The organism is Fibrobacter succinogenes (assembly GCF_902779965.1).
Taxonomy (GTDB): Bacteria; Fibrobacterota; Fibrobacteria; order Fibrobacterales; family Fibrobacteraceae; genus Fibrobacter; species Fibrobacter succinogenes_F.
This window is the reverse complement of sequence record NZ_CACZDK010000017.1, coordinates 146342-163372: the sequence shown is the minus strand read 5'-3', so window position 1 is coordinate 163372 and position 17031 is coordinate 146342. Positions and strand designations below refer to the sequence as shown.

General features: G+C 47.1%; 14 protein-coding genes. 6 read left to right on the top strand and 8 right to left on the bottom strand.

The annotated features are described in order from the left end of the window. Positions 1 to 57 precede the first annotated feature (57 nt). The 3 genes from HUF13_RS09455 (at position 58) to hisI (ending at position 4855) form a co-directional block, all read left to right on the top strand. A complete protein-coding gene (locus tag HUF13_RS09455; protein WP_173474887.1) occupies positions 58 to 2889 on the top strand; it encodes a sugar-binding domain-containing protein in 2832 nt (943 codons plus the stop codon). Positions 2890 to 3069: 180 nt separating this feature from the next. After that, on the top strand, positions 3070 to 4341 hold the full coding sequence (locus tag HUF13_RS09450) for a glutamate-5-semialdehyde dehydrogenase (RefSeq protein ID WP_173474886.1): 1272 nt from the start codon (positions 3070 to 3072) through the stop codon (positions 4339 to 4341). A gap of 166 nt (positions 4342 to 4507) precedes the next feature. Beyond that, positions 4508 to 4855, top strand: coding sequence for a phosphoribosyl-AMP cyclohydrolase (gene hisI, locus HUF13_RS09445; RefSeq protein ID WP_173474885.1), 348 nt, complete (start codon positions 4508 to 4510; stop codon positions 4853 to 4855). Between the two features lie 83 nt (positions 4856 to 4938). Here the strand turns inward: hisI and HUF13_RS09440 are convergent, their stop codons facing one another. The 6 genes from HUF13_RS09440 to HUF13_RS09415 all read right to left on the bottom strand — a co-directional run bounded on the left by HUF13_RS09440 (position 4939) and on the right by HUF13_RS09415 (position 11013). Further along, entirely contained in the window at positions 4939 to 5589 is a 651-nt protein-coding gene (locus HUF13_RS09440) for a hypothetical protein (RefSeq protein ID WP_304039031.1), read from the bottom strand. Further along, entirely contained in the window at positions 5589 to 5918 is a 330-nt protein-coding gene (locus HUF13_RS09435) for a multidrug efflux SMR transporter (RefSeq protein ID WP_173474884.1), read from the bottom strand. The genes HUF13_RS09440 and HUF13_RS09435 overlap by 1 nt, the downstream gene beginning before the upstream one ends. A gap of 60 nt (positions 5919 to 5978) precedes the next feature. Then, on the bottom strand, positions 5979 to 6938 hold the full coding sequence (locus HUF13_RS09430) for an FISUMP domain-containing protein (RefSeq protein ID WP_173474883.1): 960 nt from the start codon (positions 6936 to 6938) through the stop codon (positions 5979 to 5981). Positions 6939 to 7193: 255 nt separating this feature from the next. Then, positions 7194 to 8606: a glycine--tRNA ligase gene (locus HUF13_RS09425; protein WP_173474882.1), complete on the bottom strand. Its 1413-nt coding sequence runs from the start codon at positions 8604 to 8606 to the stop codon at positions 7194 to 7196. Positions 8607 to 8700: 94 nt separating this feature from the next. Next, positions 8701 to 9366, bottom strand: a complete 666-nt coding sequence (locus tag HUF13_RS09420; protein WP_173474881.1) for a hypothetical protein — start codon at positions 9364 to 9366, stop codon at positions 8701 to 8703. 159 nt (positions 9367 to 9525) lie between these two features. Beyond that, complete coding sequence (locus HUF13_RS09415) at positions 9526 to 11013, bottom strand: hypothetical protein (RefSeq protein ID WP_173474880.1); 1488 nt, start codon at positions 11011 to 11013, stop codon at positions 9526 to 9528. Between the two features lie 305 nt (positions 11014 to 11318). Here HUF13_RS09415 and hflX point away from each other — a divergent pair, with 305 nt between their 5' ends. The 3 genes from hflX (at position 11319) to HUF13_RS09400 (ending at position 14416) form a co-directional block, all read left to right on the top strand. Then, the gene (gene hflX / locus HUF13_RS09410; RefSeq protein ID WP_173474879.1) at positions 11319 to 12518 is read left to right on the top strand and encodes a GTPase HflX; all 1200 of its coding nucleotides are present in this window, start codon (positions 11319 to 11321) and stop codon (positions 12516 to 12518) included. Between the two features lie 222 nt (positions 12519 to 12740). Continuing rightward, the gene (locus HUF13_RS09405) at positions 12741 to 13358 is read left to right on the top strand and encodes a phosphatidylglycerophosphatase A (RefSeq protein WP_173474878.1); all 618 of its coding nucleotides are present in this window, start codon (positions 12741 to 12743) and stop codon (positions 13356 to 13358) included. Between the two features lie 107 nt (positions 13359 to 13465). Beyond that, a complete protein-coding gene (locus HUF13_RS09400; protein WP_173474877.1) occupies positions 13466 to 14416 on the top strand; it encodes a hypothetical protein in 951 nt (316 codons plus the stop codon). A gap of 61 nt (positions 14417 to 14477) precedes the next feature. Here the strand turns inward: HUF13_RS09400 and HUF13_RS09395 are convergent, their stop codons facing one another. Further along, on the bottom strand, positions 14478 to 15215 hold the full coding sequence (locus tag HUF13_RS09395) for a hypothetical protein (RefSeq protein ID WP_173474876.1): 738 nt from the start codon (positions 15213 to 15215) through the stop codon (positions 14478 to 14480). Between the two features lie 396 nt (positions 15216 to 15611). Next, entirely contained in the window at positions 15612 to 17018 is a 1407-nt protein-coding gene (locus tag HUF13_RS09390) for a sodium-dependent transporter (protein ID WP_173474920.1), read from the bottom strand. Positions 17019 to 17031 lie beyond the last annotated feature (13 nt).

Genomic DNA, 17031 nt, shown 5'->3' with positions numbered 1-17031 from the left:
CTCGTCTCTCGTCTAAATTTCTATCTTTTCTTCGGAATTTTATAAAGGATTCTCCGAATGAGCAAAATTATTAGCCTTGATGGCGACTGGCAGATGATCTGGGACACAGAAGATACCGGCATCTCCAATCGTTGGTATGCAACGTATCCTGAAAAAACTCAGACTGTTAGCGTTCCCCACATTTGGGAAAGAGCATTTGACAAGCTTTTGATGGCCCAGGACTGCGCTTTTTACTTCAAGAGATTCACGATTGACGATGAAAAGCAGGTCACGAAGCGTATTTTCCTCCGTTTTGAAAAGATTGCAACACATGCAACTATTTGGTTGAACGGCAAGCTCCTTGGCGATCACTTTGGCGCCTACACGTCCTTTGTTGTCGAAACGCAAAAGGCTATTAAGCTCGGCGAAGAAAACATCCTTTGCATCCGCGTGGCAAACATGGGTGCAACGAACAGCCGTATCGACTTCGGTCGCGAGAGCAAGGAAGGCGCAAACGACCGCTACGCTCATCCGGGCGAAATGCCGGTGGGTCTCCCCTGGTCGCAGTATCCGTATGGCGGTATCTGCGGTCACGTCGATTTGATTCTCGGTAACGCGGCGTTCATTTCCGATATTCACGTTGAACCGGACATGGACCAAGAGCGTGTTTCTGTCGAAGCGTTCTTCAACAACCCGCGCGGTTACCAGTCTCGCTTGCGCATTCTCATGAAGAACCCGAACGGCGACGTTTTCGAATACTTCAAGGACATCAAACTTGAGAAAGAAAACGCCACGCAAAAGTTCCTGCTCGGTATCAAGGACTGGAAGAGGGACAAGTGCGTCTGGAGTCCGGAACATCCGAACTTGTTCGCCATCGAAATGCAGCTCGAAATCAAGGGCGCTAAGGGCAAGGCTCCGGAATACACCTTCCCTGTCGTGAAGACATTCGGTTTCCGCAAGTTCGACTGTCTCAAGGGCGACTACTACATCAACGATTCCATCGTGAAGCTCATGGGCGTAAGCTACAACCAGCAATGGAGCGAAGGTGGCCTTTGGACCGACCAGAACCCGGCTTTGGAAAAGGACTTGAACGCAGTCAAGACGGCGGGCTTCAACGTCATCCGTTCTTGCGGCGCTCCGCTCAGCAGCACGGCTCTCGATATTTGCGACAAGATCGGTCTTTTCGTATTCCAGGAATTCCCGATCCACACGATGCGTTCTACCGCTCAGGGTCTTGAAATCACGAAGAAGCTGATTAACGACATGGTGCGCGACCAGCACAACCATCCGTGTATCGCCGCCTGGATTCTTGGTTCAGAAAACGGAACGTTCATGCTCCAGAACGGTAACAAGCTTTTGAATGCGATTAGCCCGATTGACACGTGCCGCCCGGCAATCAGCAACTTCAACAGTATTTATCTCGACAACGAAGCGAACTTCCACAAGGATACGGGTAAAATCATCCCGGTTTCTATCGACCGCATTTCGCAGTACGCCACGATGCGCGTGAACCCGCGTGAAAACCCGAGTGCCGCTTACACGCACTACCTCGCCCACATGTTCGACAAGGAAGACTTGGAACTCACGGTCCCGGACACGGGCCTTGGCGACAGCCACTTCCAAGACGAAGAAGAACCTGTTTTGAACGATGTCGAAAACAAGGTTCTCGTCACGCTCAAGAACAACACGCTCTTCCCGAAACGAGCAACCACCATTGCAGGTCCTCGCAGCATCAAGAGCCAGAAGGCCATCAAGAACGAATTCAAGTCTGTTGAAATGTTTGTTACCGACAGCAAGCTTTCGATTTGGCCGAACTTCGAATCGTTCAATGCCGATGTTTACCGTATCGCACTCAAAAGCAAGTACGACCAGATTACGGCATTCCAGAGCAACCCGCAGATTTCCGGTTTCTTCTTGGACCAGTGGGCCGACAACGGAACCGACTTTAGCGGCATCACGGACGAAAACAGAAAGTCCAAGGGCTTGCAGAATTTTGCCCGCGAAATCACGGCCCCGAGCCGCGTGCTCATTAGCGAATTGGAACATGTCGTTGCTCCGCAGAGCGAAGTCAGCTTCCAGCTTACGCTTTTGAACAACAGTCGCTTGGAAGATGTGGAAATCGAAGTGACGCTTCTTGACAGCAAGGACAAGGAGCTCAACACGCAGAAGGTTCTCCCAGAAGAACCGGCCGACAAGAAAACCCTTACGCAGCTTGGCATTTGCACGCTCATGGCTCCGCGCACGACGGGCATGTACAAGATAAAGCTCACGCTCAAGGACAACGGCAAGGAAATCCACTCCAGCTTCGAAGACTTGATTGTCATCGAACAGACGGATGTGAAGGAAGCCATGGACAAGGTCTGCTTCCTCGATAACTATGACGAATCGAGCGATGCCCTTGCCGCTTTGGATGGTTCTGAACAAATTATCTTCACTGCAAACTTGAGTTCTTGGCCGGATGAAATTTTGGACAAGATCATCGATGTGACGAAGAACGGCGGCAAGACTCTGTTGCTCTCTGATATGACGACTGAAGATATTGATCTTTTGAACCAGAGTCATCATTTTGAACACAACATCGAAGCGCACTGGACAACTGGCGCAAACGAATTCAGCTTGCACTATTTGCCGAAGGACTCCCCGCTCCTCGCTGTGTTCGGCGGCAACGGCGTTCTCGACCACAATTCCGCATCGGCAATGCCGGGCATTTCGTTGAACGAGCTCGCAGGCGCAAAGGTTTACGCACGCTCTGTAACGCTCAAGGATGGCGAAATCAAGACGGGTGTGGACTTGCAGCTTGTGCCGTTTGGCAATGGCCAGATTATGTTCAACCAGTTCAGCGTGATTGAAGGTTTGGAAACAAACGCACTTTCGGATGCGCTGTTCACGGCTATCGTGAACTTGCTGTAATTGGTTCGACACAGTTCAAACGTAATTACAAGAGTCCCGCCTAGCGCGGGACTTTTTCGTTGCAATCCGTCATCCTGAGGAACGAAGGATCCAGTGCAATACTTTTACAATCCGTCATCCTGAGGACCGAAGGGACGAAGGATCCAGTGCTGAACTTATTAAATTTCTATATTTGCGTTTATGACACAGAATAACGTTAATTTGGAAAAATACTCTGACGAGCTCGCCAACAACGCAAAGAACGCGAGCAAGAAACTCCGTACTTTGAGCGCCGAAAAGCGCTCCGCCGTGCTCGCACGTGTTGCAGAAATTCTCCGCGCAAAGAAGCCGGAAATTCTCGCCGCCAACAAGCTCGACCTCGAAGCCGCCGCCGGCAAACTGGACGATTCCAAAATGGATCGCTTGACTTTGAACGACGCCCGCATCGAATCGATGGCCAAGGGCGCCGAAGAAATCGCCGCATTTACCGACCCGCTGGGTCGTGTTCTTGAATCCCGTGAACTCAAGAACGGCATCAAGATTAGCCGTGTCGCCGTGCCGATAGGTTCTGTGTTCTTTATTTTTGAAAGCCGCCCGAACGTGACGATTGATGGTGCTTGCCTTTGCTTTAAGGCGGGCAATGCCGTGATTCTCCGTGGCGGCAAGGAATCGCTCAACTCCGCAAAATGCCTCGCCGGGATTTTCCACCAGGCTCTTGAAGAAAACGGTGTTGACAAGGACGCTGTACAGCTCGTGACTGAAACGAGCCACGACCTCGTGGGCATGCTTTTGCAGCGTAACGATTGCCTCGACCTCGTGATTCCCCGCGGTGGCGAACGCTTGATCCGCGCCGTCGTGGAACAGAGCAAGATTCCTGTCATCAAGCACTTCAACGGCATTTGCCACGTGTATGTCGATAAGTCTGCCGACATGGAAAAAGCAGTAAACATCTTGATTAACGCCAAGACGCAGCGCACCGGCGTGTGCAACGCCATGGAATGCGTGATTATCGACCGCCATATCGATGATGCCAACGTCAAGAAGCTCTTGGATTGCCTCGCCGACCGCGGCGTGGAACTCTTTGGCAACAAGGACGCCCAATCGCATGACAGCCGCATCAAGGACATCGGCGATGACAGCAACTACCATCACGAATACCTCGCCCTCAAGGCTAGCGTCAAGTTCGTCGATAACGTCGAAGAAGCCTGCGACCACATCGAAAAGAACAGCAGCCGCCACACCGAAGCGGTCGTTGCCGAAGATGCCTCTGTGCAAGATTACTTCGTCGCAAACGTCGACAGCAGCAGCGTCATGGTGAACGCCAGCACACGCTTTGCAGACGGTGGCGAATACGGCCTCGGTGCCGAAGTGGGAATTTCCACGGACAAGTTGCATGCACGCGGCCCGATGGGTGTCGAAAGCCTCTGCAGCTACAAGTGGATTCTTCGTGGCAACGGACAAGTGAGAGGATAGTAGGCAGTAGGAAGTAGGCGGTAGGAAGCGACACGAATGTGTCATCCTGAGGAGCGACGCTCCGAAGGATCCAGAGCAAAACTCACTGGATTCTTCGACTACCCCTATCGCCTGCGGCTCCAGGGTCCGCTCAGAATGACACAAGATGAATAAAGAGTGAATTACTATGAAATTTGAAGATTTAATCAAAGAAGTAAAGTTTGAAGTGGAATTCGGTGGCGAGAAGCTCGCACCGGCAATCGTCCAAGATGCCGACAAAGGCGACGTGCTGATGATGGCATGGATGAACGAAGAAGCCCTCCGCCGCACACACGAATGTGGCGAAATGGTGTTCTGGAGCCGAAGCCGCAAGGAATACTGGCACAAGGGCGACACGAGCGGAAACGTGATGACCGTCGTGGAGTGGGCCGCTGACTGCGATTCCGACGCTCTGCTTTTCAAAGTGCGAATGAAGGGGCCACAAGTTGCTTGCCACACAGGCGCTCGCAGCTGCTTCTTTAAAAAATGTGATTAAAAGAAAGCCCGCCAACGGCGGGTTACAGCTATACAAAAATGGCCCAGCAACGCTGGGCTATTTTGTTTTATGCATTTACAATTTTATTCGCAATCGAGGCACGTCCATTCGACAACGCCATCGCCATTACCATCAAAACGTTCACGCGTGTATTTTTCAATGTCTATGAGGAATCCAATATCACCAGCGTTTTCGGTGCAGCAGCCATCGCAATCGCTATCGGAGCACATGTCATAAACAACAGCATCAATCGTCGAGCCATTCATTCGCAACCGGAATGTCTTTAACTTGTACTTTTTCCAGTCTTTTTCGTGAACAGCAATGATGTTATGTTGACTCACCCATTCTTCGGTCATTTGGCCTTCAACGCCAGCAAAATAGCCCGCCCATGTGCAGCCATTGTACTCAATGCATTCTTCGCTACCCGGTTCCGGCCAAGAAGTGTACCACGTCAAATTTGCCTGATGCCAAACCGTGTCTGCAACCGCCGATGAAGATTCAGCGCCACCAATCGCACTTGACGAGGATTCCTCGACATTTTCTGTGCCAGAGGACGACGGTTCCTCACCAACGCTAGATGAAGACTCAGCAATGATTTCAATACTGGACGAGGACTGCGCTGCATTATCGCTTGATGACAATTCCGCAGAAATCCATACCTGAGAAGAATTTTCATCCGTGCAAGCGACAAACGCAGACACACCAACAACAGCCAGCAACATTAATTTTTTCATCAATGCACATCCATTTTTGAAAACAGGTTTAGCACCACGACGCCCGATACAATCAGCAGCAAGCCTACGTAAGCTCCAATATCGGGCACCTGCTTAAACACAACAATACCAATTATAGTAATTAAGGCAACCCCCAGCGCAGACCAAGTCGCATACGCAACAGCCACAGGAATCACCTTGAGGCATACACTCAAGAAATAAAGCGATGCCACATAGCAGATGAGCGACGCAACGCTCGGAACAACGCGCGTAAACTCTTCCGACATTTTTAGCAGAGTCGTGCCCGCCGTTTCGCAGACAATCGCAAGCAAAAGCATCAAGTAATACATAAGAATCCTCCTATGTAATACAAAATAAAAAATTTCAGTAGAAATTATTCAAAAAAGGAACTATTTCATGATGCAACGTACATAAACTTCAGCATCTTTTGCAATCTCTGTTACAACAGCATATTTTTTCTTGACATCATAGCAAAACGCCATCCGAAAATTGTTTTTTTCGTCAGATTGTAAAAAGAAGCATGTTTTATCAGTCAAATAGGCTTGTTTACCTTCAAAATTATGATCATATGTTCCGCCTTCCACTTTGAATGAAAATTCATAGATATTATCATTTTTTGAAGAATCTTGAGTATCTACAAATAAAGGGACATCGTAATAACGTGTTTCACTAGGAATTTCACCACATATATCCCTAGTATATGAAATTTCAACTTTGGCGCCTACAGATTGCATCAATTTTTCGACATCAACACTTGTTGGCAAACGATAATCCCCAGAACAAATTTTTTCCGCTTCATCATAAGGCTTCAACGAACCAAACAACTTGCAATTTTCGTCGTCATCATTTAAGCAACGTCCCTCTCCCCCAGCATTTTCAGAAAGCCAAGTCTGTGAACCTATTTTGACAGCCCTATAACGTTCATTTCCGACAGTAGCCATACAGCGATGAACTGTGGATGGTTCAATTGAAGCGAACAACGTATCATATTTGAAAGCAATCCCAAAATCTGAACTTACATTTATAAATTTGCCATTTTCGCCTTTCAACAGATACGTACCTACTTCACCAAAACAACAAATGGTATCTTTTACAACAAAGTCTTCATAGAAACAAACTGTATCTTTCGACGTTTTTTGAGATTTAGTCAAATCATCACCAAAAGGACTTGGCAAAGATTTTTCACACTCCAAAAGTACCGAGTCATCAAGAACTAAATCTTTTTCAGACGAACTAGAATTACCAGCTTCAACAGAATTTGCATTAAACGAGTCGCTTGCATTAGAAGATTCGCCACAAGCGACAAATAAAAAGGAAGATAATGCAAGAGTCAAGATTTTCTTATTCATAAGCGCACCTCATTGAAAAACCTAAAGCCACATTATCACTATAAGAGTTTGCATATCTTTTTATTTCTATTCTTAGATTTACATTACTTTGAGTCAAACAGAACTAAAATTCAGCAACTTTTATTTTACACACAAATAAAAAAAGAACCCGCGAACGGATTCTTTTCAGTAATTAGTAAACAGGGCGGCTCCGCCGCGATTATAAATTCTAACCACTAATCACTAGCCACTAACCACTGCGCGGCATCGCCGCGCTTAGCAGCCGAGCTTTTCGAAGAGGTAAGCTTCGAGGTTATCGATAGCGACGAGTTCCTGCTTCATGGAGTCGCGTTCGCGAACCGTCACGTAGCCGAGCTTTGCCGGATCGGATTCACCCTCGCCAACAGTGTCGAAGTCAACGGTCACGCAGAACGGCGTGCCGAGTTCGTCCTGACGGCGGTAACGCTTACCGATGGACTGCGTTTCGTCGTATTCCACGTTCCAACGGTTGAGGAGTTTCTGGTAAAGTTCTTCGGCCTTTTCCTTGACCTTGCCCTTCTTCACGAGCGGGAGCACGGCGACCTTGACCGGAGCAACCTTCGGATCGAAGTGGAGCACAGTGCGTTCGTCGTTTTCGAGCTTTTCGACTTCATAAGCGTTGCAGAGAAGCACGAGGAGCAAACGTTCCACACCGAGAGACGGTTCAACAACGTACGGGATGTAGCGCTTGTTCTGGACCGGGTCGATGTATTCCTGCTTGACCTTGGATTCGTTCTGGTGCTGCGTGAGGTCGTAGTTCGTACGAGAAGCGATACCCCAGAGTTCGCCCCAGCCGAACGGGAATTCGTATTCGACGTCGGTGGTGCCGTTGGAGTAGTGAGAAAGTTCTTCCTTGGCATGTTCGCGAAGGCGGAGCTTTTCACGCTTCACGCCGAGATCGTTCACGAGCCATTCGAAGCAGTACTTACGCCAGAAGTTGTACCAGTCGAGTTCAGTACCCGGTTCGCAGAAGAATTCAAGTTCCATCTGTTCGAATTCGCGAGTACGGAAGATGAAGTTACCCGGAGTAATTTCGTTACGGAAAGACTTACCGATCTGGCCTACACCGAACGGGATGCGCGGACGGACATTGTCAACGATGTTGCGGAAGTCCACGAAGATACCCTGAGCGGTTTCCGGACGAAGATAAACCTTATTGCCTTCGCCTTCAATCACACCAATTTCAGTCTGGAACATGAGGTTGAAAGCACGCGGCTTTGTCCAATCGGTCTTGCCGCAAGTCGGGCATTCGATCTTGTTGTCCACCATCATCTGGTGAACTTCATCAAAATTCTTACCAGCGCAGCAGCCTTCGCCGAGCTTTTCTTCGAGGAGCTGGTCAGCGCGGAAACGTTCGTGGCAAGCGAGGCAGTCCACGAGCGGGTCAGAGAAGTTACCCACGTGGCCAGAAGCCTTCCAAACGCGGGGGTTCAAAAGAATAGAGCTATCGAGACCAAGCACATCGTGGCGGCTGGTGACGAACTTCTTCCACCAGAGATTCTTAATGTTGCGCTTGAGTTCTACGCCATACGGACCGTAGTCCCAAGTATTGGCGAGGCCGTCGTAAATTTCGGAGCCGGGGAAAATGAAGCCGCGGCGTTTGCAGAGGGAGATGATGTCCTTGAGGGCATCCTGGACTTTCTTTGCCATTTTATATCCTTTATCGGCAGGCTCTTATAGCGTGCCGGACTAGGAACCTACCTGGATGATAGGCCCTGACGGGGGCAAAGATAGAAAAATAAAATTACCACGCGTCTTCCATTTCATCTCTCAACTCATAAAAAGTCTTTAAGAGACGCTTCACCATGTAATTATTGTAATTGCCCACTTCAATGTGAATAAAGTTCATGCAGGAATTGTCAGATAAAGCTTCAACAATAACTCGTTCCACACCAAACCCAAACGGATTCGGATAATCCCAGAAACATCCAATTAAATTTTTCGCCCAATTTACTTTTCGAACGCTAGGAATTTCACAGAGTTCTAGATGATAATCACTCAAATAAGAATCAAGAACCCTACTTGGAATTTTTTTTGTAACGCAGCGAGGAACAAATCCGACAATAGAATCCTCAGTACATAAAGTCATTTCACTTTTTAAAGAATCTTTCGAATCCTGATGATACGAATAAACTTTACTTCTTTCTCCAGTTAAATCAAGAAAACGGATAAAGATATCTTTTTCCAACTTTTTTTCGTGCTTTTTCCATTCCTCTTCAGTCCACGAAGAATCGGGCGAAGCCGGCACCTTCACGTTATGCAACGATGGTAAACGATAAGCGATTGCAAATTCTTGTGATTTCGTCGAATAGATATAATAAAAATCAGATTCATTCAAACAATACAGCAACAACGCCGTACTCACAATAAAACCACAAAGAAGAAGTTTATTAACCGAACCCTTGATCATAAAATTCAATTTACATAATAATCGAGCGCATAAAAAAAATTCAACTCATTTTCTCATAAAAAAAGATAAAAGCCATAAAAAAGGAACCCCGGCCACAGCGGCCAGGGTGATTTTTAAGGAACGATATAATGTTTTAAGAAACGATATATCTAACGCAAATTAGTGAATGTTCACAATTTTCTGCTGAGTTCCAACTCGGAGCAAGAACGAACCGCTCTGAGGCACATTCATCGAGAAGTTTGCCGATTCAGCGCGTCCGTTGTAAATCACACGACCCTGCAAATCGAACAAGCCCACATTAGCGCCAACCTTCGCACCGGTGACTTGCAGACTGCGGCCTTTGACAACGGCAGAGAACTTCGGCGTAAAAGCAACAATCGGGAGAGCATTCGGACCCGGATTATAGCGGTTCCACATTCTGCCCTTGCAAACAAAGACAGCCTTAAGAGTCGAAACGTAATACGTCATGTTTTCGCGCTTTACAGTGCAACTCGGCAAATCTTCTTCAGTTGCCACTGCTTCTACAACAACATCTGCAATGCTAGAAGAAGACTTGGCGCTGCTAGAGGTCGGCTTGGAAGAAGAACTGGCCGGTTTTGCGCTAGAGGAAGAAGCCTTTTTGCTAGAACTTGAGGCAGCCTTTGCACTGCTCGAAGAAACGGGTTTCGCACTGGAGCTTGAAACTTTTACGCTGCTCGAAGATGCGGGCTTAGCGCTAGAAGACGAAACCGCCGCACTGGAACTCGAAGCAACCACGCTGCTCGATGAAGGAACTGCGCTAGAGCTTGATACAAACACGCTGCTCGAAGATGCGGGTGTCTCGCTGGAGCTAGATTGTACGGCACTGGAACTCGAAGCAACCACGCTGCTCGATGAAGGAACTGCGCTGCTAGAAGACTCAGGCGCCACAGCGCTGGAGCTAGATTCAACAGCAGAACTCGAGACAGGAGCAACGCTAGAACTAGACTCTACAATACTGGAACTCGACAAAGGTTCCTGAGAACTGCTAGATACAAGCACCGCGCTAGAACTGGAAAGTTCAGCAAGCGATACGAAATTCGCCGAAACCAGAACGTCAAAATTCGGCATATCAAAAGAGCAACTTCCGTCGGTACGGTCCGTATCCTTAACACATTCAACCGATACATTTGCGTCTTGTTTTTTGCAAACAACAATAGATTCAACCGTATAGCCGTCCGACGGATTTGGCGTCACAGTCACCTTCGTTCCCGGTTTTGTACGGTCACGAGTGCGGTCGTTAAACGAAATCAAAACATTTCCGTTATCTGTACTATTTACAACAAGAGAATAACGCAATGATTCATACGTTGCCTTCACGTAAACATCATGATTCGGCATCAAAAATCGTGTATCTTCTTTCGTTGTTGTCGAAACACGTTGCTGGTTCGGAAACATTCCATATTCGTCATAGACGGTAAAGCCCTTAAAAACTTTCCCCTCAGGAACAACAGGCGAAATATCAAGCCAGGAACCAGCAGCAGCTTGTGTTACTGCAATTTGATTCAGCAAAATATTGAACGACTGTTCATCATTGCTTCCGACTTTATTGATTTTATATTCTTGAGCATACACGCTTACAGCAAATGCAAGCGTAGCCCCCAATCCAAGGCAAATATTTTTCCTCATACTCACTCGTCCTATTTTGAGCCTTCAAATTTAGTATATAATTTTAAAAGTGATAAAGCCCACGTTTAAAGAAAGATTACAAATAAGAAATTTGTACACAAATAAATATATCCATTGGTTCATTTTTTTCAAAAAGTTTTAAATAACGTTTTAAAAGTCATTGAGATTTTCTCAACAGTTTGTTCAAAAGTAAACTTACAATTACATTGATTCTTTATAGAAAGTGCGAAGAAACACTCTTGCCGCCAAAGGCTCATTTAATTTTTTGATATATTATTAACACAATTTATTACATACATGTATATATGGAAGAACCGAGAAAAAAAGGCATCAATCCCGTCGAGAACAAGAAGGAACAAGAACGCTGCATTCTAGTGGGAATCGCCACACCCAAAATTCGTTCTTGGCTTGCAGGCGAGCAGCTCGCAGAATTGGGGCGACTCGCAGAAACAGCGGGGGCATTTGTTACGCGCAGCTTTTTGCAGCGCGTGCAGAACTTCAGCCCGGCAACGCTCATTGGCGAAGGCAAAGTGAACGAAGTCAAGCGCGCGCTCGAAGAAGACAACGCGAAGATGGTCGTCTTTGACGATGACCTTTCCGGTTCGCAAGTGCGCAATCTCGAAGAACGAATGCCGGGAATCAAGGTTCTCGACCGCACGGGGCTTATCCTCGACATATTCGCGAAGCACGCCGTGACCGCCGAAAGCCGCTTGATGGTGGAAGTGGCGCAATTGCAATACATGATGCCGCGTCTCACCGGTGCGTGGACGCACCTTTGCCGCCAGCACAATGGCGGCATCGGCACCAAGGGGCCGGGCGAAACACAGCTCGAAACGGACCGCCGCATGATCCGCAAGCGCATCCAGGAACTCAAGAAAAAGCTGGAGAAAATCGAAGATGCCCGCGAGCAGCAAGCCGACAAACGCACAGACATTTTCCAAGTGGGCATCGTCGGTTACACGAACGCCGGCAAGTCCACACTTACGAACCGCTTGACAGGCGCCGATGTGTATGTTGAAGACAAACTCTTTGCAACGCTGGACAGCACCACGCGAAAGCTATACCTCGATGGCGAAAACATCATCCTCTCCGATACCGTCGGATTCATCCGCAAGCTCCCCCACAACTTGATCGAAACGTTCAAGAGCACGCTTGGCGTGGCCGCCCACGCGGACTGCATCCTGGAAGTCGTCGATGGGAGCGCCCCGGATTACCGCGAGCATCTGGAAGTCACGCACAAGACGCTGGAAAGCATCATCGACAAGGACACGCCTCGCCTCCGCGTGTTCAACAAGGTCGAAGTCGCCGATGAAGCGCGCCGCACGGAACTCTTGCAAAACTACCCGGACGCCATCCAAATCAGCGCCAAGGAGAACATCGGCATGGAACGCCTCCGCGCCGCATTCAAGGAACAGCTTGAACGCTGGCACGAAAAACGCGCCGACGCCGAAGCCAAAGAAAAGGAACTCGCCGAAGCACCGTGGCCGCCGGAGGAAGGGGGATGAGGTGTGAGGTCGGCACGTTGTGCCTCTGGGGTATGGGCAATTGTAATAAGAAGAGCTCAATGCCTTGCAAAGCAAGGCAACCTCAAAGCGAAGCGACCTCATAGGAGCTTTAGCTCCGTGCCCATAGCCCACGAGCCCATAGCCCATACCCCATAGCCTAAAAACCAACGACTAACGACCATTCCCCCTAATCACTAACCACTGTTTACCAACCACTTCATCATGAACAAACAAGAACTTAAAGAAAAATATGGCAAGAAGCGCGTTCCGCACGAATGGCGCAAGACGGACTGGTTCACCACACTCGTCGTGACGTTTTTCGGCTCGGGGATGTCACCGAAAGCTCCCGGCACCATGGGAAGCCTAGCCGCAGCAATTGTCGCCTACCCCATGGCAGTTCTAGCCGACCATCTATTCAACGGAAAGGAAAGACTGTTTGTCCCTCTTCATATAGGCGAAACAGAATGTGGACTTCTAATCAATTTGTTCTTTCTTGCTGCCGCCCTTTTTGTCTTTTTTGCGGCCATCCCCTTCGTGAAAAAAGCGATGAAAGATACCGGCACCGAAGATCCCGGCTGGATTGTCATTGACGAAGTGTGCGGGATTTTCATGGCACTCGCATTCTTTCCGACAAATTTAATAGTCCTTCATCCATGGTTCCTAGCAATTGCATTCGGGCTGTTTCGCTTCTTCGACATCCTGAAACCGCTCGGCATTCATCGATTTGAAAAATTTCCGGGAGCCTGGGGCGTGATGGCGGACGACTTGCTCGGTGGAATCTACGCCGGAATCCTGCTCTGTTTCGCTGCTGCCGGAATCTACAAAATTATATTTTCGTGATACATAACTAAAGCGGGTTAAACGTCACGCCAATCTTGACCGATTTTCTTATATCCATTTTTGTATTTTGTGGCTGAGGATCAACACTTTATTCGCTGAGTATTGGAATGAAAATAAAATTGTTGTTTTTCGGGCTGGTTTGCATTGCAATCTTGTTTTCATACACTAGCTACAAAGTCATCAGCCAAACAAACGTTACTGACACTACTAACGAAAATTCGGCTATTCAAACCGATAACTCGGCAAGTAAACTCGAACTCATTTCTCTAAATGATACAATCCTCGAGCAAATAATACACAAACCTTTAACACGATATCGAGCTCTTAATTTTAACAAAGATACGACAGTTTGGGATACGTCAGACTGTAAGATTGGTAAATCGACTTTTTCCTGCAATCATATCGAACGGCATAACTACTCATTTGGCGTAAGGGATGATATTCGTCTTGAAATATTTGGGGATAAGTTTAAAAAACGCTCCAGTCACAAAAAAATCATTTACGATACAACTTATATAGATATAAACTTTGGAAAAAATGCACTAGTCCACTACACTCCAATTGCAGAAATCCCTAAACTCGATAGAGATGCCGTAGCAAAAGCACTTTCCAAGCTATCCGGCAAGCGGTGCTCTCAAATTTTTGAATTTAGATCCAATTACAATCTTGAGGTTATTGGTCTTTCGGGATTTTCATGGAAAAATCGAAAAGATGAGATATTAGGGTATGATGCATACATTGATAGGAATGATTCCGATCAAGAGATGTGCTCTGTTCAAGGTTCTCGTGATCAGTACACTATGAGTTCACATTATTCTCTTATCTATAGAAAGTCTCTTCCCGAACAACTTGACGACAAGAGACTCCAATTTTTCAATGGCACTCTTAAATCATTCCAAGATACGACTATTTCTTGGAAGTTAGTGTACACAGACCAATACCATCGTACGGATACGTTGAACATAACCACTAAATTTGAATACGATGACTCCGATTCTTTATCTAGTTTTCGCAATAGAACCTGCTACGACGCAATCAAGCCATCTAATTGTAAATAACATTTACACACAAGACATACTCAAACCGCTCCGCCACTGATTTAAAAATCTTGTGATATATTTAGAACGGGTTAAACGTCACGCCCGCCTTGATAGCGACCGAAGACCAATGGGCCAAACCATCTGCAAAGCGTTCATTATACTTGTGATAGAACTTGGCATCCAAAAGCAAGTCTAAATAGATTCGTTCATTGACGCGGAAACCCACGCCCAAAAGCATACTAAATTCCATAGACGAGTCCAGTTCCCTATCGCGTGCACCATCTAACTCCAGATTATCGAAAAGCGGTATGGAAATCTGAGGGCCAAACTCGAACGATACAAAACTAGAGCGAGGCTTCACTGCAAAAAGAATCGGGAACGCAATCCGCCCCTGCGACAAGCCTCCATCAGTAACACGCTTGTATCCCCCTTTACCGTCTTCAACGTATAGCGGCTCCGACAAAAACAGCGGAGCATATTCAAACAGCACGCCAAGCCTTACCGCCAAATGATATTGCAGCAGAGGCCATTGAACAGACGCTCCCACTTGGAAAAAAGCTCCTTCAAAAAAGACAATCCGTTCCACCTTTTCGTAATGGTTCAACTGCGTTTCGTTATTGATAACTTTAAAGCCCACATTCAGAGTCATCCCGACTAAAAAATCGAACGGGACTGAATTCTTCTGAATCCGTTCCGCGTTCCTGACGCTATCGCGGTGCGCCTTCGCTTGCATCCAACGATCATAATCGCTAACGCTTTCGTCTTGAGCGAAAGTAAAAGCTGCAAGCAACAGAACAAGAAACAGTACGCGAAGCATAAATTTTTCAAAAAAATGTTATTCAAAAATAATATAAAAACTTATGATTTTTCAGGCAACATTCATTTATCCATAGTCTTGTGCAAAAGTATTTTTCGAACTTTTTAAAGGCAAAACTCAAAAAACGCAAAAAATTACGTAAGAAAATTTAGTTTTCATTTTTTTCTTACGTAAATTTTTAACGTTGTATGTAATAAAACTGTACAATTTCAAGTTTTTTGACAAAAACAGCATTCCCAAATCAAGGAAAAACGCAATTTAGCAATCCAAAACAGCCTTTAAAGCAATCCAAATACCTCTTTCAGCGCCAAAATAGATTACTTTATACACAATTTTACGTAAAGAACAGGACATTTGCTTCGTTTTTTACGTAAAAAACTTCAATTTTTACAATCTTTATTCAAATATTTTATTGTACAAGCCCGGGGCAAACTTCTGCATGTACCCGAGCACGAAAATCACGGCAATGATAATCGGCAAAACCCACTTGAAGTAAAGGTGCAAAATCTTTAACTTCGGGAACTTCATGCCAACACCCAAATTCGCTTCGGCAATAAACTTGAACTGCCCCCAACCATAGCGCGAGTTGCAGAACAGCACAAAAACAAGCGAGCCCAGCGGCAAGAGCGTATTCGAAACCAAAAAGTCTTCGAGATCAAGCACGCAGCTTCCAGGGCCAAGCGGTTCAAAGCTAGAAAGCACATTAAAGCCGAGCGCACACGGGAGCGACAAAATCACAATCGCAATAAAGTTCCACTTCACCGCCTTTTGGCGTTCCACGTTACGCACGTCCATCCAGTAAGCGACAATGTTTTCGAATACCGCCACAAGCGTCGAAAGTGCCGCAAACGACATGAAAAGGAAGAATGCAGCACCGCAAACACGGCCCGCCGGCATCTGCGCAAACACATTCGGGAGCGTCGCAAAAATCAATCCCGGACCTGCATCCGGCTTGAGTCCAAACGCAAAGCAAGACGGAATAATGATAAGCCCAGCAATCAAAGCCACACCCGTATCGAGCACACAAATATGCGCTGCTTCTGTCAAAAGCGAATGCTTTTTCTTGATGTAACTTCCGAAAATGCTCATGGAGCCAATACCAAGGCTAAGCGTAAAGAACGACTGACCCAGTGCGGCAAAAACCACTTCACCAAGCCCAGCTTCCTTGAGTCTCGCAAAGTCCGGTAGCAAGTAGAACTTAAGACCTTCGCCCGCGCCCGGGAGCGTGAGCACGCGGATCATCAAGATAAGCATAATGATAAGGAGCGCAGACATCATCGTCTTCGTAATGCGTTCCACACCGCGCTGAAGCCCAAGCGCCACAATCGAGAGCCCCGCAAATGTTGCCACCACCATCCAGAACGAAAGAAGCGGACCATTGCCGAGCATATTCGTAAATTCAGCACCGACTTCGGCTGGCGACATATCCATGAGGTCGCCCATCGTCACCATGCGGTAAAAATAATAGAGCATCCAGCCCGTGACCGTCGTATAGAACATCATCAAGAGGTAGTTACCGACGATCATCGGAACGCTCGCATAATGCCACTTGTGGCCCGGCTTTTCAAGCACCTTGAACGAGCGACCGACCCCACGTTGAGACGAACGCCCTACCGCAAATTCCATTACAAGAATCGGGAATCCAAAAATCAAAAGGAAAAAGAGGTAAATCAGAACAAAAGCGGCACCACCGTATTGCCCTGTAATGAACGGGAAACGCCACACATTGCCAAGCCCAATGGCACAACCAGCGGCAATCAAGATAAAACCTAAACGGGACTTAAAGTTTTCTCTTTCTGTCATCATTCACCTCATA